Origin of the sequence: Methylophaga sp. (assembly GCF_048266885.1) — a bacterium.
Lineage (GTDB): Bacteria > Pseudomonadota > Gammaproteobacteria > Nitrosococcales > Methylophagaceae > Methylophaga.
Window position 1 is genome coordinate 132,805 of sequence record NZ_JBLWYR010000001.1, and the last position, 24,376, is coordinate 157,180.

Sequence of the window (24,376 nt, forward strand, 5' to 3'; positions counted from 1 at the left end):
CAATGGCAAAACGCAGTAAAAAAGGTCGCGATATTACCGGTATCGTGATTGTCGATAAACCAACCGGTCTCAGCTCGAATAACGTATTGCAACGCGTTAAACGTTTGTTTAATGCCAACAAAGCAGGCCACACAGGCAGTCTTGATCCATTGGCTACCGGCGTATTGCCTGTCTGCCTTGGTGAAGCTACCAAACTCTCCACTTATTTGCTCGATGCTGATAAACAGTATCAAGTACGTTGTCAGCTAGGTATTCTTACCGATAGTGGCGACAGTGATGGTGCCATTATCGCCGAACAAAAAATCCCTGACTATTCCGTTGAACAGCTACAAAGCATTTTGCAGGACTTTGTCGGTGAGCAACAACAGATCCCACCGATGTTTTCAGCATTAAAACATCAGGGACAGCCGCTTTATAAGCTGGCACGTCAAGGGATTGAAATCGAGCGTAAATTTCGTCTTATTACCATCTACAGTATTGAGCTTCTGGCGAGTGATGCCGAAAGTTTTACGCTGCAGGTAGCCTGTAGCAAAGGCACTTATATACGCACCTTGGTTCAGGATATTGCAGCTGCATTAGGCAGTTGTGGACATGTCACGATGCTAAGACGCACGGATGCCGCTGGATATGATTTGACCCAAGCCATGACTCTAGATGCGTTACACAGTCTTGCCGAACTACAAGGACTAACAGGACTGGACACACAATTACTTCCTGCCCATGAAGCCTTACCTAATTGGCCAGAAATAAAATTGGATACGCAGATGTCTAATGATATGAGTTATGGCCGCGCCGTGAAAATCGAAACATTTGGACAAAGCGCAAAAGTACGTTTATTTAATGCCGACGATCAATTTATTGGTTTGGGCGAATTGGCTTCGGATGGCACGGTCTCTGCCAAACGCTTATTTGTCTGTGATAACTCGGTCTAACTCACTTGTGAATAACGGATAAAACCGGTAAAATTCGCCACTCTTAAAAGGTTGGGTAATCTGGTTTGACTGGCTGGATTATTTCAGAATTTAACTCGTAGCTAAAAGCTACACAAAAAGTTGGAGTTTTTATGTCAATTACTGCAGAACAAAAACAAGAAATTATTAAAAAATACGCTCGCACAGAAGGTGATACCGGTTCAGCTGAGGTTCAAGTTGCCTTGTTAACTGCTCGTATTACAAATCTTTCAGACCATTTCAAAAATAACACTCATGACCATCACTCACGTCAAGGTCTGTTAAAAATGGTCAGTGGTCGTCGTAAAATGCTCGACTACCTGAAAAAAACCGACATTACCCGTTACCGTGATTTGATCGCTGACTTAGGTCTGCGTCGCTAATTACCCAACGTGGTCTGTAAAACATCTCATCGAGCCTACGCCAAAAGTTTTGGCATTAGGTTGATGCGTTGACTGATATGCCCCTGAAATCCCCCGCGATTTCAGGGGCATATTCATTTATGCGCTTATCGTTTTTTAAATCAGTCATGAAAAGGTTTGTGACTGGTGTTGTCAAGAGAAGGAAATACTAGTGAATTCAGTAAAAAAGACAGTTCAGTTCGGTGAGCATACGCTCAGTCTGGAAACCGGGAAAATCGCGCGTCAAGCAGGTGGTTCAATTATCGCCAGTCTTGGTGAAACAGCGGTTCTGGTGACTGTAGTTGGTAAGAAAAATGTTAATCCAGGACAGGATTTCTTTCCATTAACCGTAAACTATCAAGAACGCACCTACGCGGCCGGTAAAATTCCTGGCGGTTTCTTCAAACGTGAAGGACGTCCTTCTGAGAAAGAAACCTTAACCTCCCGTCTGATCGATCGTCCACTGCGTCCATTGTTTCCTAAAGGTTTCATCAACGAGGTACAGGTTATTGCCACTGTAATGGCTTTAGACCCAGAAATCGATCCAGATATTCCTGCGATGATTGGTGCTTCTGCAGCGTTAGCTGTTTCTGGCCTGCCGTTTAATGGCCCATTAGGTGCCGCCCGTGTAGGTTATGTTGATGGCAACTACATTCTGAATCCTTCAAAGAAACAATTAGCCAACAGCTCATTGGATTTAGTTGTTGCTGGTACTGTCAGTGCAGTATTGATGGTTGAATCTGAAGCCTCTGAACTGCCTGAAGAAGTCATGTTAGGTTCTGTGATGTATGGTCATCAGCAGATACAAACTGCGATTAAATTGATCGAAGAGCTGAAAACTGAAGCTGGCAAAACGGCTTGGGAATGGACTGCTCCGGAAAAAGATGATCGTTTATATAATGCAGTCAAAGAACAAGCATTTGAAGGCATTAAAAACGCTTATGCGATCAGCGACAAAATGCAGCGTCAGGATCAACTGGCCGAAATTCGTCAATCAGCTGTAGATACATTAGTGACCGAAGAGGGTGAATGGTCTGCTGATGATGTTAAAGGTTTGTTTGGCAAATTAGAAAAAGAACTGGTTCGTGGCCGCATTATTGCTGGTGAACCCCGTATTGATGGCCGTGATACTAAAACTGTTCGTCCGGTATTTGTTGAAACTACCGTATTACCACGTGTTCATGGTTCTGCTCTTTTCACCCGCGGTGAAACTCAAGCGATTGTGGTTGCGACTTTGGGTGCCGAACGTGATGCACAGATGATTGATGCGGTTGAAGGTGAATATCGTGATCGCTTTATGTTGCATTACAACTTCCCTCCATTCTGCGTTGGTGAAACCGGTTTTGTAGGTTCACCAAAGCGTCGTGAAATCGGTCATGGCAAATTAGCTAAACGTGGTATTCAAGCGGTTATGCCAACGGCTGAAGAATTCCCGTATGTGGTTCGTGTGGTTTCAGAAATCACTGAATCAAATGGTTCAAGCTCAATGGCTTCAGTTTGCGGTACATCATTAGCGTTAATGGATGCTGGTGTGCCGATTAAAGCACCAGTTGCCGGTATTGCAATGGGTCTGATTAAAGAAGCCGATGGTTATGCCGTTTTGACAGATATCCTGGGCGATGAAGATCACCTCGGTGATATGGACTTTAAAGTAGCAGGTACCGCGAAAGGCGTGACTGCACTGCAAATGGATATCAAGATCGAAGGTATCAACGAAGAAATCATGCGTACCGCACTGGCACAAGCCCGTGATGGTCGTCTGCATATTTTGGAAAAAATGAATGCAGTAATTTCAACACACCGTCAGGAAATGTCTGAGTTTGCCCCACGTATTATCACGGTAAAAATTCACGCTGATAAAATTCGTGATGTTATCGGTAAAGGTGGTGCAACCATTCGTGCAATCACTGAAGAAACCGGCGCGACTATCGATATCCAAGATGATGGCACGGTGATGATTTTCTCTTCTGATTTCAATGCGGGTCAGGATGCATTACATCGTATTGAGCAAATCACTGCTGAAGTCGAAGTAGGCAAGATTTACCAGGGCCGCGTTGCCAAACTGATGGATTTCGGTGCGTTTGTCACCATTCTGCCAGGTAAAGATGGTCTGGTACATATTTCACAAATCTCTGATGAGCGTGTGGAAAATGTAAGCGATAAACTGTCTGAAGGTGACATGATTGACGTGAAGGTTTTGGAAGTAGATCGCCAAGGCCGTATTCGCCTGAGCATGAAAGCGGTTCATGAAACAACTGCAGCAGAAGCTGAATAAATCAGCCGACTCAGCTTAGATTTGAAAGCCCCGCTTAGCGGGGCTTTTTTTTTGGGGAGTTCACCGTGTTGCCCAATATAATTAACGATACTTGTTAGCTTTGTTCTCAGGTTATATCGCATTTTTCATAATGAATTTTAGGATGGGAATCTCATAATCAAAAACGTTAAATAATATCAGTAAATTCCAGTTAAGCAGTGCTATCCACTTGATTGCAAAATAAAAAAAACGTCCATTGTTAAAGATTTCTTTGCAAAGCTTAATGATAACCATTATCATTATGTCTCTTTTAACTAAGAGATCATGCATTGTGCACAAACTCAATTTTCACAACTTCCCACTGGGCAGTGCTCGGCGATGAATGAAGTCGAAACACCCTCTTTTTTAACGCTTTTACAAGAGTTATTAGACATTGGCGGTCCCGTCGTGTGGGTTTTGTTGGGCTTTTCGATCATTGCGGTCAGTATTGTATTAATCAAAATCTGGCAAATGATGTTGATATCGCCTGAATCAACTTCTACTGCGAATAAAGCCATTGCATTGTGGAAACAAAACGAGCCTGAACAGGCTATTCGCGTGCTGAAAATCTCCAAACCGTTAGATGAATTATTAGCGTTAACTATGGAAGGCCTGAGACAGGCTGAGATTCCGAAAGAACTACTCAGAGAAGAATTACAACGTGTTGCCAGTTTACGAATCAATCAATTACGCAGTTATTTGCGTCCACTAGAAGTCATTGCCAGCTTAAGTCCGTTATTAGGGTTATTTGGTACGGTTCTCGGCATGATCCTGGCATTTCAACAGATGGAACTGGCAGGTAGTCAGGTTGACCCCGCAGTGCTTTCTGGAGGGATTTGGCAGGCCTTATTAACCACCGCTGTAGGACTTGCGGTGGCAATTCCTGCCGTACTAGCACATAACTGGTTGGAGCGAAAAACAGAGCGTGTGACAGCCCTGATCAACGATGGGGTGACACAGGTTTTTACTCATGCGCCTTTTATAAAACTATCAACAATAAAATCTGCTGAAAGTTTAAAAAATGTTGCTTGAACACCCGCTGACAGCAAAACGTTGCTTAATTAGCCTAACGCCTCTAATTGATGTGGTGTTTATCCTGTTATTGTTTTTTATGTTGTCATCCGGTTTTACCCAGTGGCGCCAGATGGATATTACGGCAGCTAGTGAGTCATACAACACTGACGAAATTCGGACTCAATACTATTTACTGTTGCAGGCCGCTGGTGAATACGAATTTGATAAAAGACGTTACTCTGTATCAAAACTCGATCCAATAAAACAAAAGCTTCAAGAAGTTAAAGCTGGCGTGTTCGTTGTATCTGTCGCTGAAGGTGTGACAACACAACAGATGATCGATTTTCTCGACCAATTAAAATCCATCGGCGTTGAAAAAGTTAGTCTGGCAGGCTTAGCGCTATGATACTCATCCCCAGCCGATCTTCAAAAAGTAATCAGCTTGATGACAATATGATCCCTTTGATTAATATTGTATTTTTGATGCTGATATTTTTTATGATTGCTGGTCAATTGACATCTAGTGCACTTATTAAAATTCAACCACCAACCTCTCAACAGCAATTAGCCTTAGAAGAGCACGAAGCTATTTTGTTGGTATCTGCCAGTGGTCAACTGGCATTTAATGATGTTTTGCTTGAAGCCAATACATTAACGGATCTTTTAAAACAGAAAATATCAGAAAGTGATCACCCCCAATCTTTCAAGTTACTGGTGAAACCCGATGCTACATTAGAGGCTAATAAATTAACTGAATTATTAAAGCAGGTTCGTGCTGCAGGAATACTGAGGGTTTCATTAGCCACACAAACCCAGACCCAGACTCAGATCCAGCCACATGATTAAATTTCGTTACTGGCTACTGGCCATTTTGAGTGCCATGTCGATCCATGTGTTTGCATTTGGTATGTATACGCTTAAACATCCACTCCAACTTGAACCTGTCCTACCCGTTGAAGAAGCCGGTATCGAAATTGATATCAGCATGCTAGATGCCACTACCATGGAAAAACAACAGGCGGCCGCTACTGCAGAGCCATTGACAAATATCGATGAAGAATCTGCAATTACTGACGTTCAGGAGCCCAATAATGAGCTTGTACAAGTTGAGCAAAAACCCAATAAAACTGAAACCAAAAAACCTTTACAACATACTGAAATAAAAAAAGCGGTTAATACCGCGCCACATGCAGATCACATTGAACCGAAACTCAATACCTCAGAAACTCTAGCTGCAACCGCTGACCCAGCACAACAAACCACAGCTAATTCTGAAAAGCAGATCGAAAAAACACATATTGCCGACCAGGGTGAATCCACAGAAAGTAGTGCCATCTCTAGTCAAGCTGCTTCCGCTTTACAACAGGCTGCTCAACAAACTTATTTCAACTTACTTGCTAAAACCCTGGCAGAGAAAAAACGTTATCCAGGCATTTCTCGACGTCGAGGTGAGCAGGGGATAGTACAGTTATTTTTTATTATTAGCCGTGATGGCAAGATCAAAGAGTCACGTATAGATGCCAGTTCAGGATTTCAACGGTTAGATCAGGCAGTGATGGAAATGCTAGAAAAAGCCCAACCGTTACCAGCTTTCCCGGAAGATATGTCACAGCAGCAACTTGAAGTGAAAGTACCCATTGCATTTGAATTAAGCAGTTGACATCCATCAAAGCTGGACACCATCATAACGGCTTTTTCTGAACTCCCGGAGTACAGCAGATGAATAATCTGGATTGGCACCAAATCCACGCCGCTGTATGGCGAGCACATACCCAAAAACTCAAAGCGATTACCCGTCTGGATCCGGTACAGCTAGATCAACTGATTGGCATTGAGGATCAAAAAAAGCAACTGATTGAAAATACTCGCCAATTTGTTAACGGCGAAAGCAGTAATCATGCTTTGTTATGGGGTTCGCGCGGCACCGGCAAATCTTCATTAATTAAAGCATTATTAAATCAATTTGCCGATCAAGGTTTACGCATGTTGCAAATTGATAAAGCGGAACTTGGCTGGTTACCGGAAATTCTCGATGATCTGGAAGATCGGCCGTTTCGTTTTGTGATCTTCTGTGATGATTTGTCATTTGAACCGGGTGATGAAGGCTTCAAACCTCTTAAAAGCTTACTAGAAGGCGGGCTGGAATTACCGCCAGAACATGTACGCATCTATGCAACTTCCAATCGTCGTCATCTGATGCCGGAACAGCAATCCGAAAATCAGGCCAGTCGGGTAGTGGATGGTGAGGTGCATTACAGTGACAGTCTGGAAGATAAACTGGCGTTGTCAGATCGTTTCGGTCTTTGGTTATCGTTTTATCCGCCAAACTGGGATACTTATCTGGCCATGGTCGACACTTTGTTTGCCAATGTTACTGTCGATCAGACATTACTGCATGAACAAGCGAAGCAATTTGCCATGCGCCGTGCCAGCCATAGTGGCCGTACAGCAGTGCAGTTTTATCGTCAGTTTTTAAATAACACCTAGAGGATTTGACGGGGGGCTATATCGAGAATGACATCATGACCATTTTCGTTGGCAATATTTTGGTAAGACCAACCCAGTTTTTCAGATAACTGAGCTGTGAGCTGCAAACCGAGTCCGAAGCCTAGCTCGGTTGGAGCCACCTCGATATCGGCCTCAAACTGACGGTTAACAATACTGATCTGTGAACCTTGTTGGCTGATAATGACCTGACCTTCCCAAGTATGTTGGAAGGCATTACGAATCAGATTTCCTAATACGATTCTTGCTGCTACTGAACTTATCGAGCATTGATAGGGATGGGTTTCTACTATCAGTTCAACGGTTTTATCCCGTAGTAAATAACGCATTTCTTCGGTGATTTCTAACAGCAGTTGGTCAATCTCAATCACTGATTCGGGAAGTTTTTCGTTATCTTCACGGCTTAACCAAAGCAAGGTTTCCGTAAGATGCTGCATGGTGATGCTGGCACGATCAATTCGATCTGCAATATCCCGTTGCATGGGGTTCAAGCTTGAAGAAGTCTGCTGCAATACTTTGTACTGCAATTCGATATTATTACGAATGACACTGATAGGAGTACGCAGCTCATGGCTGGTGTAACGTAAGAAGCGGTGCTCACGGTCCAGGCTGCGCTGAACTGATGACAAACTGTTCTGAATAAGTTTGGCCATTTGATTCAGTTCGGGATACAGAAAATCAGGGGCGGGCTGAGATAGGTTTTCCGGTGTTAACGATTGTGTCCAATTATTCAGTCGAGCTACTGGTGTCGAAATACTGCGCATTATTAACCAAGTGATCAATATTAACGTCACAGCGATTAAGGCACTGACACCTAACAATAATCGCATACTATCAGCCATGTTACGGCCCACCAGACTGGACACATTCTCCCGGGAGAGTGTTCTACTGATATAAATTGACTCGTTTGCCAACTCGACTTTCAGTGCGAAATACACTTTATCTGGACGGTTAAACCAGTGTGAATCATCTCGTTTGATAGATTCTCCACTACGTTGTGGAGGGGCGGAAAATGCTTGGCGAATTTCTGCAGATTGTGCTTCCCATTGTCTTGAAAGTTGGCTACCCCTAAAGTCCACTAACTCATCTTCAGCCAAGGATTTGTTACTGGCCAGATACGTTAAAGCGGCATTTTCCATCCCTCCAGTGACGATATTGTCCATACCGCGAATAAAAAAATGGGCACTTAACAAAGAATAGCCGAGCACGATGGTGCCACCAAACAATAAGATGCTGACGGTAATAAGACGTTTAAGACTGATTTTACGCTTCATTGTCTGACCTAATCGCTACACCAATACCCGGAATCGTATGAAGTAGCGATGTGGTAAAAGGACCATCAATGGTTTTACGTAAATGATGTAGATGCACTTTTAAACTATCACTATCCGGCACCTCTTCACCCCAGATTGCTATCTCTAATCGTTGTCGGCTGACCACATTGGGAGATTCGCGTAACAACAATTCCAGAATTCGCCAGCCAATAGGGGACAAATGTAGATTGATATCAGCTCGACTTAATTGCCGTTTTTGCAAGTTCATTTGCAAATCACCACAACGGAGCAGTTGGGTTTGTCCACTGCGTCTACGCGACAATGCCTGAATCCGCATGACCAGTTCTTTTAGCTCAAAAGGTTTAACCAGATAATCATCGGTACCAGCAGTGAAGCCAGCTTGTTTATCAGTGAGTTGATCTCGGGCTGTGAGCATTAATATTGGGATATCGGAGCCTTCACTGCGTAGACGCTCACATACCGTCAAGCCATCTATACGTGGCAAATTGAGATCAAGCAGCAAAACATCATAGTAGTTTTTTTGTATCAAATTCAAGCCAGCAGCACCATTGCTCGCATGATCGCAGCTGATGTTTTCCAGTTGTAGATAATCCATAACCGTCTGCGCCAAATCAAGATCATCTTCAATGAGCAGCACACTAATCATTTGGCTGGTCCTTGTTCAGTTGCTGGTAATACCACTTTGCTGCCACGATGAAAATATTGCGCCACATCATGTTGAATCATCAATAACAACGGGATCAAGATCAGCGTGATAAAGGTGGCAAACATAATGCCATACGCCAGTGACACCGCTGCAGGGATCAGAAACTGTGCTTGTCTGGAGGTTTCACCCAGTAAAGGCATTAGTCCTGCAAAGGTCGTAAACGAAGTGAGTAAAACAGCCCTTAAACGGTCTCGTGCTGATAGTAATATGGCTTGCTTCACATCGGCGTATTCCTGTTTCAAATCATTAAATCTGGAGACCAGCAACAAACTGTCATTCACTACCACACCACTCAGAGCAATGATGCCATTGAGTGACAAGATTCCCAAAGACAGATCGTTCATCCAATGTCCCAGTAAAGCACCGACAATGCCAAATGGGATGGCAGTCATGATCAATATTGGTTGAATATACGATTTCAATGGAATCGCCAACAGCATATAAATGCCCAACATGGCTAATAAGAACAGGTTTAGCATCGATGATTGTGTTTCTTTTTGTTCGGCAGCTTCTCCAGCAAAATAAATGGTTAAACCAGGATATTTGGCTTCCAACTGAGGTACTACATCACGATTCAGTTGGGCAACAAATTCGGTGACCGAAAGCAGATCTTTGTCGACATCAGCAGAGAGATATATGGCTCGTTTGGCATCAATGCGAGTAATACTGTCACGGGTAAAGCCATAGCTGACATTGGCCACACTGGATAATGGAATTACTGTGCCGTCCTCCAGGCGAACCCTGGATTTCAATACATCTGCTGGATTTTGTCGATCGGCTTCGGGAAAGCGAACTTTCACTTCAATTTCATCGCTGTTACGTTGATAGCGTTGCACAACTTGTCCAGAAAACCCTTGCAGAATTTGTCTGGCAAGCTCATCCGTAGTCAATCCTAGGGCCCGACCCTGTTGATTAAGCTTTAGTTGTAATTGTGGTTGACCCGGTTGCAGATTGTCTTCTAAACCGATGATGCCTGGCATCGGTTCCAACAATTTGTACAATTCTGCACCGGCCAGTGTCAGCACATCATCATCGTTAGAACGCAACTCCACGCGTAATGCGTCATCAGAGTCACGACCACTTTGAATGCGTAAACTACGAACCGCTTCGGGCATGCCAACACGTTTTTCCCATTCGCGGCGAAATTCAACTAGGTCATAAGGTGAATCAGGAGCTAACTCAACGGTCACGCCACCACTGTGATCGGCCTGCGAGAGCAATTGCAAATTAGCGATGCCACTTTTTCCTGAATCGACATTACGCAAAGCTTTATCCGTTTCATACGCTGTGCGTTCCATCATCAACAGGGTTTCATGAGTACGGCCAAAACTGACATCATTTTCCATCGAGACATTAGCTCTGACAGTATCGCCGGCAATGCTAGGGAAAAAGCTCATACGAATAGTGCCATTAAATGGCATGGAGAAAACGATGATAAAGATCATCATAAATACCATGAGTAACCCATAACGAAAGCGTAGGCTAAACTCTATGGCTGGTTGATAAACTTTTTCGGCAAACCACTGTAGTCCACTATCAGCGCCATGCTGTACTTTTCGCCATCCACTGGCGAGAATGTTTTGTGAGGGTTTTTTATGGGTATTTAAATAGGCTAGATGAGCAGGCAGAATTAATTTTGACTCAATCAATGACATTACTAAGGCAATGGCGACCACCGCTGCAAATTGCGAATAGAGCTCGCCGAGCCGACCTTCAATTTGTGACAAGGCAAAAAAAGCCACTACAGTTGTAAATACGCCAAATATTGTGGGCACCGCAACTCGCATCGTACCTTTAATGGTATTGCGCAAAGTGTCACCTTCACGAGATCTAACGCTGTATATGCTTTCTCCGACCACAACAGCATCATCGACAATAATGCCAAGCGCCATTAGAAATCCAAAAGTGGTAAAGGAGTTGAGTGATAATCCTGCGTAGGAATCACCCATAAAAAATAAGGTGCCGAGAAATACAAAAGGCAGACCCATCGCCACCCAAAAAGCCACCGTCAAATTTAAAAACACAGCAAGTAATACAAATACCAGTACGATACCGGTCAAGGCATTTTTAATTAATAAATTCAAACGATCCATAATGCTGGTACTACGGTCATACCAGGTTGCCAGTTCAACTTGTGCGGGTAATTTATTACTGTTTTGCCAAGCTTCGACAACGTCATAGGCATCAGCAACAGAGTCGGCAATATCATCCAGGCCAGTGGTAACGACTTGTACACCAATACTGTCTTTTGCCTGAAACCTCGACAGAATCGACGTTTCATCATCAAAGCTATCTAGAATGTAGGCGACATCCCCCAGCAGAATCTGCTGACCATTTTCTCCAGTGACTAATGGGATCTCGGCAAAATCTTGCTTTAAATACGCTTGTTCGGAAGCATTCAGTTGTAAATAGACATTTTCATTACGAAGGATGGCCGTTAATGGAGTAGAGGAGTTGGTATTAATGGCATTTTCAACGTCACTTAATGACAGGCCGTATGCTTGCAATCGGCCATCGTCAATTTCGATCATCATCATTGGATCCAACCAGCCAGAAATCGTGACTCGGTTGATAGTGGATTTGTTTAGCAAATCCGCTTTAAGCGATTCTGCAAGTTGCTGCAAGGTATGCCGATCGGTATCTCCATAGAGCTGTAACCAGATAGCATGTTCTTCTCGTTCAGCCTTTTTAATAACTGGATTTTTGGCTTCTGCAGGAAAAGTGGAAATGGCATCAACCTGCGCTTTTACGTCACGCATTAACGTATCCAGATCATATCCGCTTTGCATCTCAACGGTGACCGTAACCCCACTTCGTGTTGACTGACTGGTAATCGTTTTAACACCGACGATGCCTTCCAATTGCTCTTCGATTTTAATCGCAAGACCTTCTTCCGACAGTTTTGCTGAGCCACTGTCATAAGAGACTGAAATGGTTAGGCTATCGGGCTCACTACTGGGAAAGGCTTCTTTACGTAAATCACCAACCGACATCAACCCCAGAATAATGACGACTAGCATCAGCAAGTTTGCTGCAACCGGATTGGTAGCAAACCAGCCGATGATGCCGCTGCGACCAATAGTTTTACTCATGAGTTACAGTCTCAATCGGTGCCACTGCCATACCTTCGATATAGCTGCTGATGGGCTGCAGTAAAATTTGTTGAGGATTATCTTTCAAGTTCTCTGGCGGAGTAATATAAATATAATTTTCATCACTGAATGCCGGTGAGGTAGCAAATTTTGCCAGCGTTCTTTCCGCTGTGACATACCAAATATCACCACGTTGACTGAGACTAGCTGTGGGTACCTGCCATAGCTCCGCCATTTGACGACCACCTAAGCTGACCTCAACAAACAGCCCTGGGTAAATGGCTGGCTGTTGATCCAATGGTTGTTCCACACCAACAATCAATGAGCGTTGGCGGGTTGTTCCATCAAGATGCTGTTCCACCCTTAAGATTTTGCCTTGCCAGTGGCCATCACCTTCTACAGCATATAACTCGACAGGCCATTCACCGGTCACTAAATTTTCGGATGCTGGCAAGCTTTGCCATTCACGATCTGACAGCGACACTTTTACTTCAACCCAGTCGGTGCTATACAACGAAGCAACTTGGGTTCCACTTTGCAGATAGCTGCCAGGTGAGACATCGCGAGTTATAACTAATGCATCAAACGGTGCACTGATAAGACTTTGTTGCAGATCTTTTTCAGCACTGGTTAATAGTGCTTGAGCATTGGCAACAGCAGCTTTTGTACTTGCTAATTGGGGCACGCGTAAAACCAGATCCGAATCAGGTTCTCCATCAAGACCGGAGGCCCGCCATTCTGCTTGTGCTTGCAGGCCTTGGCGTTCTTCTTGTAAATAGAGCAATTCGGCTTCGGCTAATTGCTGTTTAGCTGCAGCCACGGCGGCACGATAATCACTGTTTTCCAGGCGTAACATCTCTTGGCCTTTTTTCAGGCGAAATCCGCTTTCAAACTGTGGTGATATTTGCTCAACCTGTCCGGCAACTTGTGCACTGAGCGTGATGCTGTAATGCGCTTCGGTAGCGCCAAACGCGCTGATACGAGATTGATAGCTGCCAGGTGTCACGGTTATGACAGAAACTTCTGGACTGATAAGTTGGACTTGCTTAATTGGCAAAGGTCTATTGGCATACGACTCAATCATCTGTTGAGTAATGAAATAAACTGCAATCAACGTAACCAAAGCGGCCAGAAATACCATCCATTGAAAACGCTTGGTCATGCTTTTGCCTCCAGCCCTAATGCCAGGCCTAATGAAATTCGATTCAGTAAACGTTGATAAATCAGATCATCCAACTGTGACTGTAAGTCGTAGGTTTGTTGTTGTACGGTTAACAGATCAAGAATATTTAACAGCCCACTGCGATAATTCGCTTGATATTGACGCAGATTATTTTCCGCACTGGCAAGGGCTGTTTCGATGTGCTGCTGGCGTTTAACCAAAGCCTGTTCTTGGCTGATGGCCTGTTCAACCTCGGTGACAGCATTGAGTAACGTGTCTCGGTATTGTTGATAGCTGATAGCGGTGTCTAGTTCGCTGATTTCTGCTGCGGCGCGTAATTGCCCACCTTGATATAACGGTGCCGTTAGTTGACCCAATAAACTCCAAACTGGAGCTGTGAATAAACTGGCCCTAGGAGAGCTGCCGACATCTTCTAATACTGCTTGCAGACTCAGACTTGGTAATAAATCTTTATAAGCTACATCGGTTCGTGCACTGGAAGCTTCGATCGCAGCATATGCAGCGCGCAAATCTGGGCGACGATTTAATGTTTGTTCGGGTAAATCAATCGCTGGTATAACAACTTCTGGATAGTCTGTTGGTAATGAAAAGTTTGGATTGTTTACCTGTCCGATCAGCGTTTTTAATTGGATATATTGTTGACGAAAGTTCTCTGCCAAGGCTTCGGTATTGGCAGATGAGGTCGCCACAGCACTTCTTGCACTGTCTAAATCTTCTAATGTGCCCAATCCTTGCCGATAGCGTTGCACTATAAAGTCTTCAGTTTGCTGCAAACTAGCTTGTCGCTGCTGCTCTATATCAAGTGCACGTTGTTGAGCGATTAAGGTTAACCAGACCTGCATTACAGAGGCTGCTAACGTGTCACGGGCAGACTGGTACAAAAGGGTTTGTTCGGTAATATCTAAGTCTGCAGCCCGTTCATTGTCAGCCAGTTTGCCCCACAAATCAGCTTGCCAGCTGACACTGACATCAGCACCAAAGCTGGCATCACTGTCACTGCTGTTGAGTGCTGAGAAGCCAGCACTGACAAAAGGACGTTTTTCACCCGAGGCTTGAATTAGTTGAGATTGGCGTATTTGTAAAGTCAATAATGTTTGCTGTAACCCAGGATTGGATTGCATCGCAATCTGCAGCAGCTCTTCAAACATATCACTATCAACCAAATCATTCAGATAGGCGACGTCAGTTTGTTGCGGTAGATTCTGCCACTCCGTAACCCGTTGTTGTTCTGTTGAGATCAATTGCACGTAGTCGGGTTGTTCAGGTGTGATGCTACATGCTGTAACGAGCAGCAATGGCAGATAAGCCAGTTTTTTTAGATAGCTTTTTGGGTTGATAACGTTCACCTGATATCGCGCTCCCTGTAAGTTGGGGGTCATTGTGACAGCCAATTTAGTTGTTCAGGGGTTAATGCAAGGTTAACGGTCGGTTATATTTATTTATCACTTGGGCAACTGTGCAAAATAAGGGTTTTCAGAGTCAGGCCCGCAACGGCACAACCGGTCATCACCGTAATCATTGGCCACAGACTGCCATCGCCTAAAGAGCTGACCAATAATCCACTGACCGCACCGGATAAAAAGCCAAATGAACCAAGTACAGCAGTGGCTGTAGCACTGCTACGAGGAAAGAATTCCACCGTACTGGCGATGGCGTTGGATACGATAAGTGCCTGCGATCCGATAAACAGCATGATGCCAAAAACGATAATACTTAGTGCGGGCTCTGGGCTAATAAAAATATATAACAACATAATCAGGCCACTGATGACCTGCAGAATTTGCCCTAATCTTAATAAACAGGGTGGATCGTAAAAATTTAGCAGCCGGACGTTGATGCGATTAACGACAATCATCATGACCACATTGATCCCAAACAGCAGCGGATAAACTGATGCCGAGACTCCAAAATAAATCATATACACTGATGGTGAAGCGGTAATAAAACTAAATAAGCCTCCATAAGTAAAACTCTGAGCAGCCAAATAAGCCAGTGCTTTTCGATGGGACAGCACTTCAATATAACGGCGCAATGCTGATGATGTTTGGGTAGGTTGAATACGTGTTTCCGGCAATAACCGATAAAGCAAAAGACCAATTAATAATGCATAAACAAACAACACAATAAAAATTGAATGCCAGCCGGCCAGATGTAAACAAATCATGCCGATAAGTGGCGCGATTAGTGGCGCAATCATCATGATAATCGCCATATGCGATAAATACCTGGCACTATCACGACCACTGCTGATATCGCGAATCACCGCCGATGAATTGACAATGGCCATGCCGCCACCAATAGCCTGAACGATTCGCCATAGCCATAATCCATGCAGAGTATGACTCAGCACAATGCCCATGCTGGCTATGCAAAATAACGTGAGACCTATAAAGATGATACGCCGCCGACCAAAGTGATCTGATAAAGGACCACCGGTCAATTGACCAACAGCGAAACCCGCTAGAAACAAACTCAAAGATAGTTCAATGTCATGAATGCTGACGGCAAACTCAGCAGCCATCAATGGCATGGCTGGCAGATAAGCATCAATTGCCAATGGCGCAATAGCGGTTAATCCAGCTAATAAAAAAATAAGCTGCGCCACATTATGAGTAGTGATAGGAGGGTGTTTATCTACTTTGGCAACCAATCAATTTCCTTTGATAGTGAAGCAAACAAGAATTAACTTACCGATAGGCTAATTCTCTTTCTGTGGTGAATCCCCCAGTGCTGGGCTGATTTCTGGATCTTGCTTTGGCAAGGGTTGCGGTCTAAGTTCACGCATATCAAAGCCATTTGGTTGCTGGAATACCCGTAAACCAAATTCTGGCAAAATCGCTAGCAGATGGTCAAAAATATCCGAGGCAATACCTTCGTATTCAATCCAGTTGGTGGTATTGGTAAAACAGTAAACCTCTAAAGGCAGACCATTTGCAGTTGGCTCAAGTTGCCGAGACATCAAAGTATAGTTTTGATGAATGCTAGGATGGTTCTTTAGATAATTATTTACGTAGGCCCGGAAGCTACCAATATTGGTGATACGACGTGTGTTAACTGGTTCTTTTCCCCACTCAGCTAGTTGTAGATTCCATTCATCAATATCTTTTTGCTTCTGGTTTAAATATTCATCCATCAGGTTGAAACGGTGGAGTTTTTTTCGTTCATCGTCTGCCAGAAAATGAATACTTTGCTGGTCAATCAAAATACTACGTTTAATCCTGCGGCCGCCTGATTCCTGCATGCCGCGCCAGTTTTTAAATGGATCGGTTAAGAAACGTTTAGTCGGGATCACACTGATGGTCTTATCCCAGTTCTGAACTTTAACAGTGTGTAATGCAATATCAATCACATCGCCGTCGGCATTGAGTGGCGTCATTTCAATCCAATCACCAACTCGGATCAAATCATTGGAGCTTATTTGTACGCTGGCTACCAGTGACAGCAAAGTGTCCTGGAAAATCAGTAACAATACGGCCGCCATAGCACCCAGACCAGACAAAAGAATTAATGGTGAACGGTCAATCAATGATGCAATGATCAAAATAGTGGCAATCGCAAATATGGCGATTTTAATGACCTGCAGATAGCCTTTTATGGGTTTAAGATGGGCATCGGGACGTTTGCTATAAGCATCATTCACAATGGTCAGCAAACTGCCCAGACCTAAAGCAATGGTAAGCACAATAAAGGCAGACGTTACATTTTGCACCACCGTGACAGCGGTTTCTGAAATGTTCGGTATAACGACAATACCTGTTGATAAAATAATCGCTGGAACAATATTCGCCATCCGTCTAATAAACGGAGAGTCAGCTAAAGATGAATAGCGTCCCAATTGACTGGTTTTAAGAATACGGTAGACACCACGAACCAGAATGCGTTTGACCACCCAGTTAGCCACCCAAGAGATCAATAATAATAAGCACAGACCAATAAGGGTGTAGAGGTGAGGGTAGTTCTCTAACCAGTCGGTTATTTGATAATAGCTTTCCACAATTGCGCTCCGCAGCTTTGCATCAGGGGGCAGATTGTAGCATTCAAACGCCTATGAAATCTGGCTGATAACGTGGTGTTTTATCCGGGAAATTTTCCGTAAAGTTATGAAGACAGAGCAAATTCCTGTATATTGGCGGGTTTTCCAAATAAGCCCAATTATCGACGTGAAGCGTAATCCACCCTAGCGTATTACTTCCCTCAGGACCTGATCTGGTCCTTGATGTTTAACACATCGCCCCCGCCAACAATGCGGTTGTGCTGGTCATGACCACCTTTAAATGAATGCAGTCGACATCATAATGTCACTCAGCTTGGCAATAATTTTTATCTGAAAAAATCTTTTGAACACAGGAAGCTAAATTAATGTTGCAAAACCTTAAACGAGATTGGTTTTCCAATATCCGGGGTGATTTGATCGCCGGTATTGTGGTGGCCCTTGCACTTATCCCTGAAGCCATTGCTTTTTCAATCATTGCCGGCGTTGACCCAAAAGTTGGTTTATATGCCTCGTTTTGTATCGCAGTAATTATCTCTATCGTTGGTGGTCGTCCTGGGATGATTTCAGCGGCCACGGCAGCCATGGCTGTATTAATGGTGACATTGGTCAAAGAACATGGATTGGAATATCTGTTGGCGGCAACCTTGCTCACCGGCGTTATTCAAATCATCATGGGCTATCTAAAACTCGGAAATTTAATGCGTTTTGTTTCGCGTTCAGTGGTCACTGGCTTCGTAAATGCATTAGCTATTTTGATTTTTATGGCGCAATTGCCCGAATTAACTAATGTTACTTGGCATGTATATGCGATGACGGCTGCTGGCCTGGGTATTATCTATCTATTTCCATATGTGCCAACAATTGGCCGTTTATTGCCATCTCCTTTAGTGACCATTATTGTGCTAACGGTTGTAGCGGTAGTGTTTAACATTGATATCCGAACGGTAGGGGATATGGGGGATTTGCCGGATACCTTACCGATATTCTTATGGCCTGATGTACCACTCAATTTTGAAACCTTAACTATCATTTTTCCTTATGCCATAGCTTTAGCCGTAGTCGGTTTGCTGGAATCGATGATGACAGCCACTATCGTTGATGATTTAACCGATACATCAAGTGATAAAAACCGTGAATGTAAAGGTCAAGGTGTTGCAAATATTGGTTCCGGCTTATTAGGCGGCATGGCGGGTTGTGCGATGATTGGTCAGTCGATTATCAATATCAAATCCGGTGGACGCGGTCGTTTATCCACCATGACAGCGGGTTTATTTTTATTGTTTATGGTTTTGGTACTGGATGAACTACTGGTACAAATTCCAATGGCGGCTTTGGTCGCTGTAATGATCATGGTCTCAATTGGTACCTTTTCATGGGCTTCCATACGCGATCTGAAAAAACATCCGCTATCCACCAATATCGTGATGGTAGTTACAGTGCTTGTCGTGGTGTTCACCCACAATTTGGCATTAGGTGTATTTGTCGGGGTATTGCTGGCAGCGTTGTTTTTTGCCAATAAGGTTGCACACTTTATGGTGGTGAAAAGTGATCTTAGCGAACAAGATACTAAACGTCATTATCAGGTCAGAGGCCAAATCTTCTTTGCATCGTCAGATAAATTTGTTGCCGCATTTGATTTCAAAGAAGCGTTGGAAAAAGTCGAAATTGATTTGAGTCATGCACATTTCTGGGATATTACCTCGGTTTCAGCATTGGACAAGGTTGTGACCAAATTCCGTCGGGAAGGTACTGATGTCGAACTGGTTGGAATGAATGAAGCTACCGCAACCATTGTTGATAGATTTGGTGTGCACGATAAACCGGAAGAAGTCGAAAAAATGCTCGCCGGTCACTGATAAATAGAGGATTGAGAGAGATGACAAAAATAATAGCCTGTATTGATGGCTCAATAACTTCACCAGCAGTCTGTAAAGCAGCCGCTTGGGTCAGCCAACGGTTAAATGCCCCTTTAGATTTATTGCATGTGTTGGATAAAACCGAATATCCCAAACCAGAGAACAGCAAAAACCTCTCAGGTAATATTGGATTAGGTAGTCGTGAACATCTGTTAGAAGAGCTTGTGGAGCTGGATGAAAAACGTGGTCGACTGGCGTTGGAGCATGGTAAAAATATTTTGCAGGATGCCAGAGCATTAGCTCAGCAACACGGTGCGGTTGAAGTGACTACACATCAACGCCATGGGGGCTTGATGGAAACGTTGTCTGATCTGCAAGAGGATACTCGTGTCCTGGTATTAGGACGTCAAGGCCAGGCCCATGAAAATGAAACCCATAGTTTAGGTAGTCATCTGGAAAATGTGATTCGGGCATTAAATAAACCGATATTAATTACTTTGCCGAGTTTTACTGAGCCTACACGTTTTATGATTGCCTATGATGGCAGTGCCACAGCGACTAAAGCGTTGGAAAAAGTTGCCGAAAGTGATCTGTTAAAAGGTATGGCTTGCCATATTGTGATGGTGGCCGAAGACGATACCAGCCATCAATCAAAATTAGAGTCGGCAATGCAACGACTCACAGCGGCAGGCTTTGAGGTCACATTTGCTTTATTACAGGGAGCGGTCGAACCTGCATTACATCAATATCAACGTGATAATGATATTGAGTTAATGGTGATGGGGGCTTATGGACACTCGCGTATTCGCCAGTTTCTGGTCGGTAGTAACACGGCAAAAATGGTGCGGATGAGTGATATTCCACTGTTGTTGCTTCGATAGTTGAGGAACAACACTTGAATCAAATGAATATTGTGCAGTTGGAAAACTACCGGCAAAAATTATTGCAACTGAAATTGGCATTATTGACGGATAATGAGCCTGATACGTCCAGAATGGTTGAAATACAGCCTGCACAATTAGACAGTTTGTCTTTTCGCCAGCAAATCCAACAGCAAGAAGCTTTGAAATTTAAGCAAGCACAATTACAGGCAATTGATGGGGCATTGCGACGTATCGAAGAGGATGGTTTTGGCTTTTGTTTTGTCTGTGATCAAGCTATTAGCGAAGCACAGCTAAATTTCGACCTAACGGTAACTCGCTGTATAAAATGTGCAGATAAAGCCTTTGATTAATTTTAAGTTTTTTAACAGCTATTAAGACTACAATTTCATTAGCAGTTCGATGTTTTATCTTTAAATTGGAAATATGCTTTGGCTACTACTTTTGTAGGGCAAGATCTATCTGCTAAAAGAGTTGAAGGGGTTCAATCCTTTGGTTGTCTTATACGTTTTGACGACCAGTTACAGAAGATTTTGCAAGTTAGTTTTAATTTGCAGGAAAAGCTGGGGATTTCCATCGACACTGCGTTGGCGTCTTCACCCAAAGATATTTTGGGTAGCAAATTACAACAACGTTTATAGCAAGCTCTCTCCATAAGCTCGCGTTTATCAGCAGCATTGATTATTAATCGACAGGTTCTCGGTTCTTATCAACGCTTCTATGTGATGGCTTATCGTATTAGTCATTCAATTGTCGTTGAATTTGAACCCCTTTCTCCATCCGGTGAACTCCGTTTAATGCCAATCGTCAATGAATGGTTGAGTCGTCTGGCACAAGTTCAGGAAATTAAATCACTACAACAAATGTTAGTGCAGAGCGTACAAGCTGTGACCGGTTATGATCGCGTGTTGTTATGTCAGTTTGATTCACACTGGAACCGTACGGCGATTGCTGAGATGTGTCGCAATGCATCTCGAAGTTTATTGAATTACCGTTTTCCTGCCAGCGATATTCCTGCTGAAGTCAGAGACCGTTATGCGAATAATCCACTTCGTAATGTACCGGATGTAAATGCCGAAACAATATTATTAACGCCAATTTCAACTGATCTTAATCTGCCACCTTTAGATTTAACTGCTGGCATATTGAGGGCTTTGTCTCCTTATCACCAACAGTATTTACGTGAGATAAACGTTGCTGCTTCGTTATCTATAGCCATTCATGGTGAACAACAGCTTTGGGGGATCCTGACCTGCCATCATTTTACGTCGATTGAAATTTCCGCAGCGGAACGTGATGCGGCATTTAATTTGGTGCAAATGGCAACGCAAAGGATGTTTTTATTGCAAGCTCGGCAACAAGCAGTTTTTCTGCAACAAGTATTGGATAGCCGCGAATTGCTCTCAGCGGAACGAGACAAAGTAGTACAGCCGACGACATTACTTGATAAATATGGCAAGAATTGGATGGCGCTATTCAATTGCAACGGCATTGCACTGTTATACCGCGATCAGATTAGATGCGCCGGGGAAACCCTGGATAATTATGAGTTGGATATTGTGGGTAAGTGGCTTGCAGAGCACTCTGGGCAGAAAGCTTGTTGGGCGTGCGACCATCTGTCAAACAGCCCCTTAGATAATCTAGTCAACTTGCGAAATAGGGCGGGATTATTAGCCGTGCCATTACCTATTGAGCAAAACCAATCTGGATGGCTCCTATTATTTAGAAACGCTGAAAAAAAACGATGTAGTTGGGTGGGAAAAAAACACATAATTGAAGCTGAAACATCAAATCCTCTGCAACGTGTTGAAGAACGCGGTCATGAGATTTGGGTAGAAATGATTGAGAATGAGGCTTCACGCTGGTCGGTAAATGAACAACACGCGGCGCAGGATTTGGCCGAAGATTTAGCTGTTGCGATTACCGTACATCAAATCAATCGTCTCAACACAGAATTACAGCGTGCCAATAAACAGCTTAAAGAGATTGCCCATACTGATACATTAACCAAAATCTGGAATCGCTATCGAATGGAATTGGCAATTGATGCTGAAATGGCCGCTGCTGAGCGATATGGTCACCCATGCTCAATTTTGCTGTTTGATGTGGACCGCTTCAAATTGGTAAATGATAATCATGGACATGATGTGGGCGATCAGGTGTTAACCAAACTTGCCGAGGAAGTACAATCAAAACTTCGTGCCAGTGACAATTTAGGCCGCTGGGGTGGTGAAGAGTTTATTGTTTTAGCACCGCACAACACACTTGATGAAGCCATGGCTTTGGCAGAACGTTTGCGCCAACATATCGAAACAGTTGAGTTCGAAACAGTTGGGAATATTACTATCAGCATTGGTGTTGCCCAAGCTATACCAGGCACTGAAAGCCGCAGACGTTTGTTTGAACGAGCTGATCAGGCGATGTATCGAGCCAAACAATCTGGGCGTAATCGTGTGGAAGCCGCAAGCACCGAATTGTCTGCATCCTGATTTTCATCCAAAATACGCGGTTTCTTGCCCGTGCTGCCAAGCTTAATTGGCCAATCCATATATTAAACTGAGTCAATATGTCCGAAAGTCTGTTACAGAAACAAGTCTCTAAACGACGCACCTTTGCCATCATTTCGCATCCCGACGCTGGTAAAACCACGTTGACCGAAAAACTGCTGTTATTCGGTGGTGCAATTCAGATGGCGGGTAGTGTCAAATCACGTAAAACGGATAGACACGCCACCTCTGACTGGATGGAAATGGAAAAGGAGCGGGGCATTTCGGTGACCTCTTCGGTGATGCAGTTTCCCTATAAAGACCGCATCGTTAATCTGTTAGATACACCAGGCCATGCTGACTTTTCTGAAGATACTTATCGCACACTGACGGCAGTAGATTCAGCATTAATGGTCATTGACAGTGCCAAAGGTGTAGAAGAACGTACCATTAAATTAATGGAAGTTTGCCGTTTACGTGATACGCCAATTCTGACCTTTATCAATAAGCTGGATCGGGAAGGACGGGATCCGTTGGATTTGCTCAGTGAAGTTGAAAATATCTTAAATATTCGCTGTGCACCAATCACTTGGCCAATTGGAATGGGTAAGGGCTTTAAGGGGATTTTTCATCTTTATAATGACAATGTTCGGTTGTTTGAGGCACATGGGGGCAAAGAAGCCGGTGAGTTGATCCAAGGTTTGGATAATCCTCGTTTGGATGAGCTGTTTGGTTCAATGGCGGAAGAGTTACGCGAAGAAATTGATCTGGTTCGTGGCGCCAGCGATCAATTTGATTTGGATGCTTTTTTGTCTGGAGAGATGACCCCGGTATTTTTCGGTTCAGCAATGAATAACTTTGGTGTGACCGAGTTGATGGATGCCTATGTTGAATATGCGCCAGCCCCACAACCACGCGAAACTAAAACCCGTGATGTCGCGGCCGATGAAGATAATTTCAGTGGTTTTGTGTTTAAGATCCAAGCCAATATGGATCCTAAACATCGAGATCGTATTGCGTTTATGCGGGTTTGTAGCGGTCGCTACACCAAAGGCATGAAGTTGCATCAGACCCGAATTGGTAAAGATGTGACTATTGCCAATGCGGTGACCTTTATGGCTGCAGAACGTGAACAGGCTGAGGAAGCCTGGCCTGGCGATATTCTCGGTCTACATAACCACGGAACGATTCAAATTGGCGATACCTTTACGCAAGGGGAAGACTTACAGTTCACTGGTATTCCGTACTTTGCTCCAGAGTTATTCCGTCGTGTTCGACTGAAAGATCCATTGAAAAACAAAGCGTTGTTGAAAGGCCTGCAACAGTTGAGTGAAGAGGGTGCCACGCAGTTGTTTCGCCCGTTAGATAACAACGACTTAATCCTTGGTGCAGTCGGCGTATTGCAGTTTGATGTGGTGGTTCATCGTTTGAAAGGCGAATACGGCGTTGAATGTGCTTATGAGCCTGTTCAGGTGCATACCGCACGTTGGGTTTATTGCGACGATGTAAAAAAGCTGGAGGAATTTAAGCGTAAAGCTTCGATGAATCTGGCATTGGACGGTGCTGACAACTTGACCTATATTGCCCCGACACGAGTCAATTTGGATCTGACAATTGAACGCTGGCCAGAAATTGATTTCCGTTCCACCCGTGAACATCTTTAAAAGGCTTGCCAGCGAGCTGACTTCTCAAGCAGAATGATTTTTCCATTCGTTGCCGG

The 24,376-nt window shown here is 43.9% G+C and carries 21 protein-coding genes; 14 read left to right on the top strand and 7 right to left on the bottom strand.

Going from position 1 to position 24,376, the window contains the following annotated elements; translation table 11 throughout:
* Window positions 1–2 precede the first annotated feature (2 nt).
* The 8 genes from truB (at window position 3) to ACN0V2_RS00770 (ending at window position 7,145) form a co-directional block, all read left to right on the top strand.
* On the top strand, window positions 3–932 hold the full coding sequence (gene truB, locus ACN0V2_RS00735) for a tRNA pseudouridine(55) synthase TruB (RefSeq protein WP_417548875.1): 930 nt from the start codon (window positions 3–5) through the stop codon (window positions 930–932).
* Between the two features lie 131 nt (window positions 933–1,063).
* On the top strand, window positions 1,064–1,333 hold the full coding sequence (gene rpsO, locus ACN0V2_RS00740; RefSeq protein WP_304916249.1) for a 30S ribosomal protein S15: 270 nt from the start codon (window positions 1,064–1,066) through the stop codon (window positions 1,331–1,333).
* Window positions 1,334–1,523: 190 nt separating this feature from the next.
* Entirely contained in the window at window positions 1,524–3,626 is a 2,103-nt protein-coding gene (gene pnp, locus ACN0V2_RS00745; RefSeq protein WP_417548876.1) for a polyribonucleotide nucleotidyltransferase, read from the top strand.
* A 357-nt stretch (window positions 3,627–3,983) separates the two neighbouring features.
* On the top strand, window positions 3,984–4,676 hold the full coding sequence (locus ACN0V2_RS00750) for a MotA/TolQ/ExbB proton channel family protein (protein ID WP_417548877.1): 693 nt from the start codon (window positions 3,984–3,986) through the stop codon (window positions 4,674–4,676).
* Window positions 4,666–5,064 (top strand): ExbD/TolR family protein, encoded by a 399-nt coding sequence (locus ACN0V2_RS00755; protein WP_417548878.1) that lies wholly within the window; start codon window positions 4,666–4,668, stop codon window positions 5,062–5,064. The genes ACN0V2_RS00750 and ACN0V2_RS00755 overlap by 11 nt, the downstream gene beginning before the upstream one ends.
* Window positions 5,061–5,504 carry an ExbD/TolR family protein gene (locus ACN0V2_RS00760; protein ID WP_417548879.1) on the top strand — a complete coding sequence of 148 codons (444 nt, stop codon included), beginning with the start codon at window positions 5,061–5,063 and terminating at the stop codon, window positions 5,502–5,504. The genes ACN0V2_RS00755 and ACN0V2_RS00760 overlap by 4 nt, the downstream gene beginning before the upstream one ends.
* Complete coding sequence (locus tag ACN0V2_RS00765) at window positions 5,497–6,318, top strand: energy transducer TonB (protein ID WP_417548880.1); 822 nt, start codon at window positions 5,497–5,499, stop codon at window positions 6,316–6,318. The genes ACN0V2_RS00760 and ACN0V2_RS00765 overlap by 8 nt, the downstream gene beginning before the upstream one ends.
* Window positions 6,319–6,377: 59 nt before the next feature.
* A complete protein-coding gene (locus ACN0V2_RS00770; RefSeq protein ID WP_417548881.1) occupies window positions 6,378–7,145 on the top strand; it encodes an ATP-binding protein in 768 nt (255 codons plus the stop codon).
* Here the strand turns inward: ACN0V2_RS00770 and ACN0V2_RS00775 are convergent.
* From ACN0V2_RS00775 to ACN0V2_RS00805, 7 genes are read right to left on the bottom strand one after another with little or no spacing between them, the layout of a single operon-like run.
* The gene (locus ACN0V2_RS00775) at window positions 7,142–8,437 is read right to left on the bottom strand and encodes a sensor histidine kinase (protein ID WP_417548882.1); all 1,296 of its coding nucleotides are present in this window, start codon (window positions 8,435–8,437) and stop codon (window positions 7,142–7,144) included. The genes ACN0V2_RS00770 and ACN0V2_RS00775 overlap by 4 nt on opposite strands.
* A complete protein-coding gene (locus ACN0V2_RS00780) occupies window positions 8,427–9,104 on the bottom strand; it encodes a response regulator transcription factor (protein ID WP_417548883.1) in 678 nt (225 codons plus the stop codon). The genes ACN0V2_RS00775 and ACN0V2_RS00780 overlap by 11 nt, the downstream gene beginning before the upstream one ends.
* Window positions 9,101–12,256: an efflux RND transporter permease subunit gene (locus ACN0V2_RS00785; protein WP_417548884.1), complete on the bottom strand. Its 3,156-nt coding sequence runs from the start codon at window positions 12,254–12,256 to the stop codon at window positions 9,101–9,103. Before ACN0V2_RS00785 ends, ACN0V2_RS00780 begins: the two co-directional genes overlap by 4 nt.
* Window positions 12,249–13,418 (bottom strand): efflux RND transporter periplasmic adaptor subunit, encoded by a 1,170-nt coding sequence (locus ACN0V2_RS00790; RefSeq protein WP_417548885.1) that lies wholly within the window; start codon window positions 13,416–13,418, stop codon window positions 12,249–12,251. Before ACN0V2_RS00790 ends, ACN0V2_RS00785 begins: the two co-directional genes overlap by 8 nt.
* Window positions 13,415–14,818 carry a TolC family protein gene (locus tag ACN0V2_RS00795; protein ID WP_417548886.1) on the bottom strand — a complete coding sequence of 468 codons (1,404 nt, stop codon included), beginning with the start codon at window positions 14,816–14,818 and terminating at the stop codon, window positions 13,415–13,417. Before ACN0V2_RS00795 ends, ACN0V2_RS00790 begins: the two co-directional genes overlap by 4 nt.
* Before the next feature lie 56 nt (window positions 14,819–14,874).
* Window positions 14,875–16,089, bottom strand: a complete 1,215-nt coding sequence (locus ACN0V2_RS00800; RefSeq protein WP_417548887.1) for a multidrug effflux MFS transporter — start codon at window positions 16,087–16,089, stop codon at window positions 14,875–14,877.
* Window positions 16,090–16,137: 48 nt separating this feature from the next.
* Window positions 16,138–17,433, bottom strand: a complete 1,296-nt coding sequence (locus tag ACN0V2_RS00805; RefSeq protein WP_417548888.1) for a mechanosensitive ion channel family protein — start codon at window positions 17,431–17,433, stop codon at window positions 16,138–16,140.
* 365 nt (window positions 17,434–17,798) lie between these two features.
* On the opposite strand from ACN0V2_RS00805, the gene ACN0V2_RS00810 reads away from it, so the two are divergent.
* From ACN0V2_RS00810 to ACN0V2_RS00835, 6 genes are all read left to right on the top strand, one after another.
* On the top strand, window positions 17,799–19,289 hold the full coding sequence (locus tag ACN0V2_RS00810; protein ID WP_417548889.1) for a SulP family inorganic anion transporter: 1,491 nt from the start codon (window positions 17,799–17,801) through the stop codon (window positions 19,287–19,289).
* 20 nt (window positions 19,290–19,309) lie between these two features.
* The gene (locus ACN0V2_RS00815) at window positions 19,310–20,170 is read left to right on the top strand and encodes a universal stress protein (protein ID WP_417548890.1); all 861 of its coding nucleotides are present in this window, start codon (window positions 19,310–19,312) and stop codon (window positions 20,168–20,170) included.
* Window positions 20,171–20,193: 23 nt separating this feature from the next.
* Window positions 20,194–20,523, top strand: coding sequence for a TraR/DksA family transcriptional regulator (locus ACN0V2_RS00820; protein WP_417548957.1), 330 nt, complete (start codon window positions 20,194–20,196; stop codon window positions 20,521–20,523).
* 78 nt (window positions 20,524–20,601) lie between these two features.
* Window positions 20,602–20,811, top strand: coding sequence for a hypothetical protein (locus tag ACN0V2_RS00825; protein ID WP_417548891.1), 210 nt, complete (start codon window positions 20,602–20,604; stop codon window positions 20,809–20,811).
* 84 nt (window positions 20,812–20,895) lie between these two features.
* Window positions 20,896–22,659 carry a diguanylate cyclase gene (locus ACN0V2_RS00830; RefSeq protein WP_417548892.1) on the top strand — a complete coding sequence of 588 codons (1,764 nt, stop codon included), beginning with the start codon at window positions 20,896–20,898 and terminating at the stop codon, window positions 22,657–22,659.
* A gap of 77 nt (window positions 22,660–22,736) precedes the next feature.
* Window positions 22,737–24,320: a peptide chain release factor 3 gene (locus ACN0V2_RS00835; protein ID WP_417548893.1), complete on the top strand. Its 1,584-nt coding sequence runs from the start codon at window positions 22,737–22,739 to the stop codon at window positions 24,318–24,320.
* Window positions 24,321–24,376: the final 56 nt, after the last annotated feature.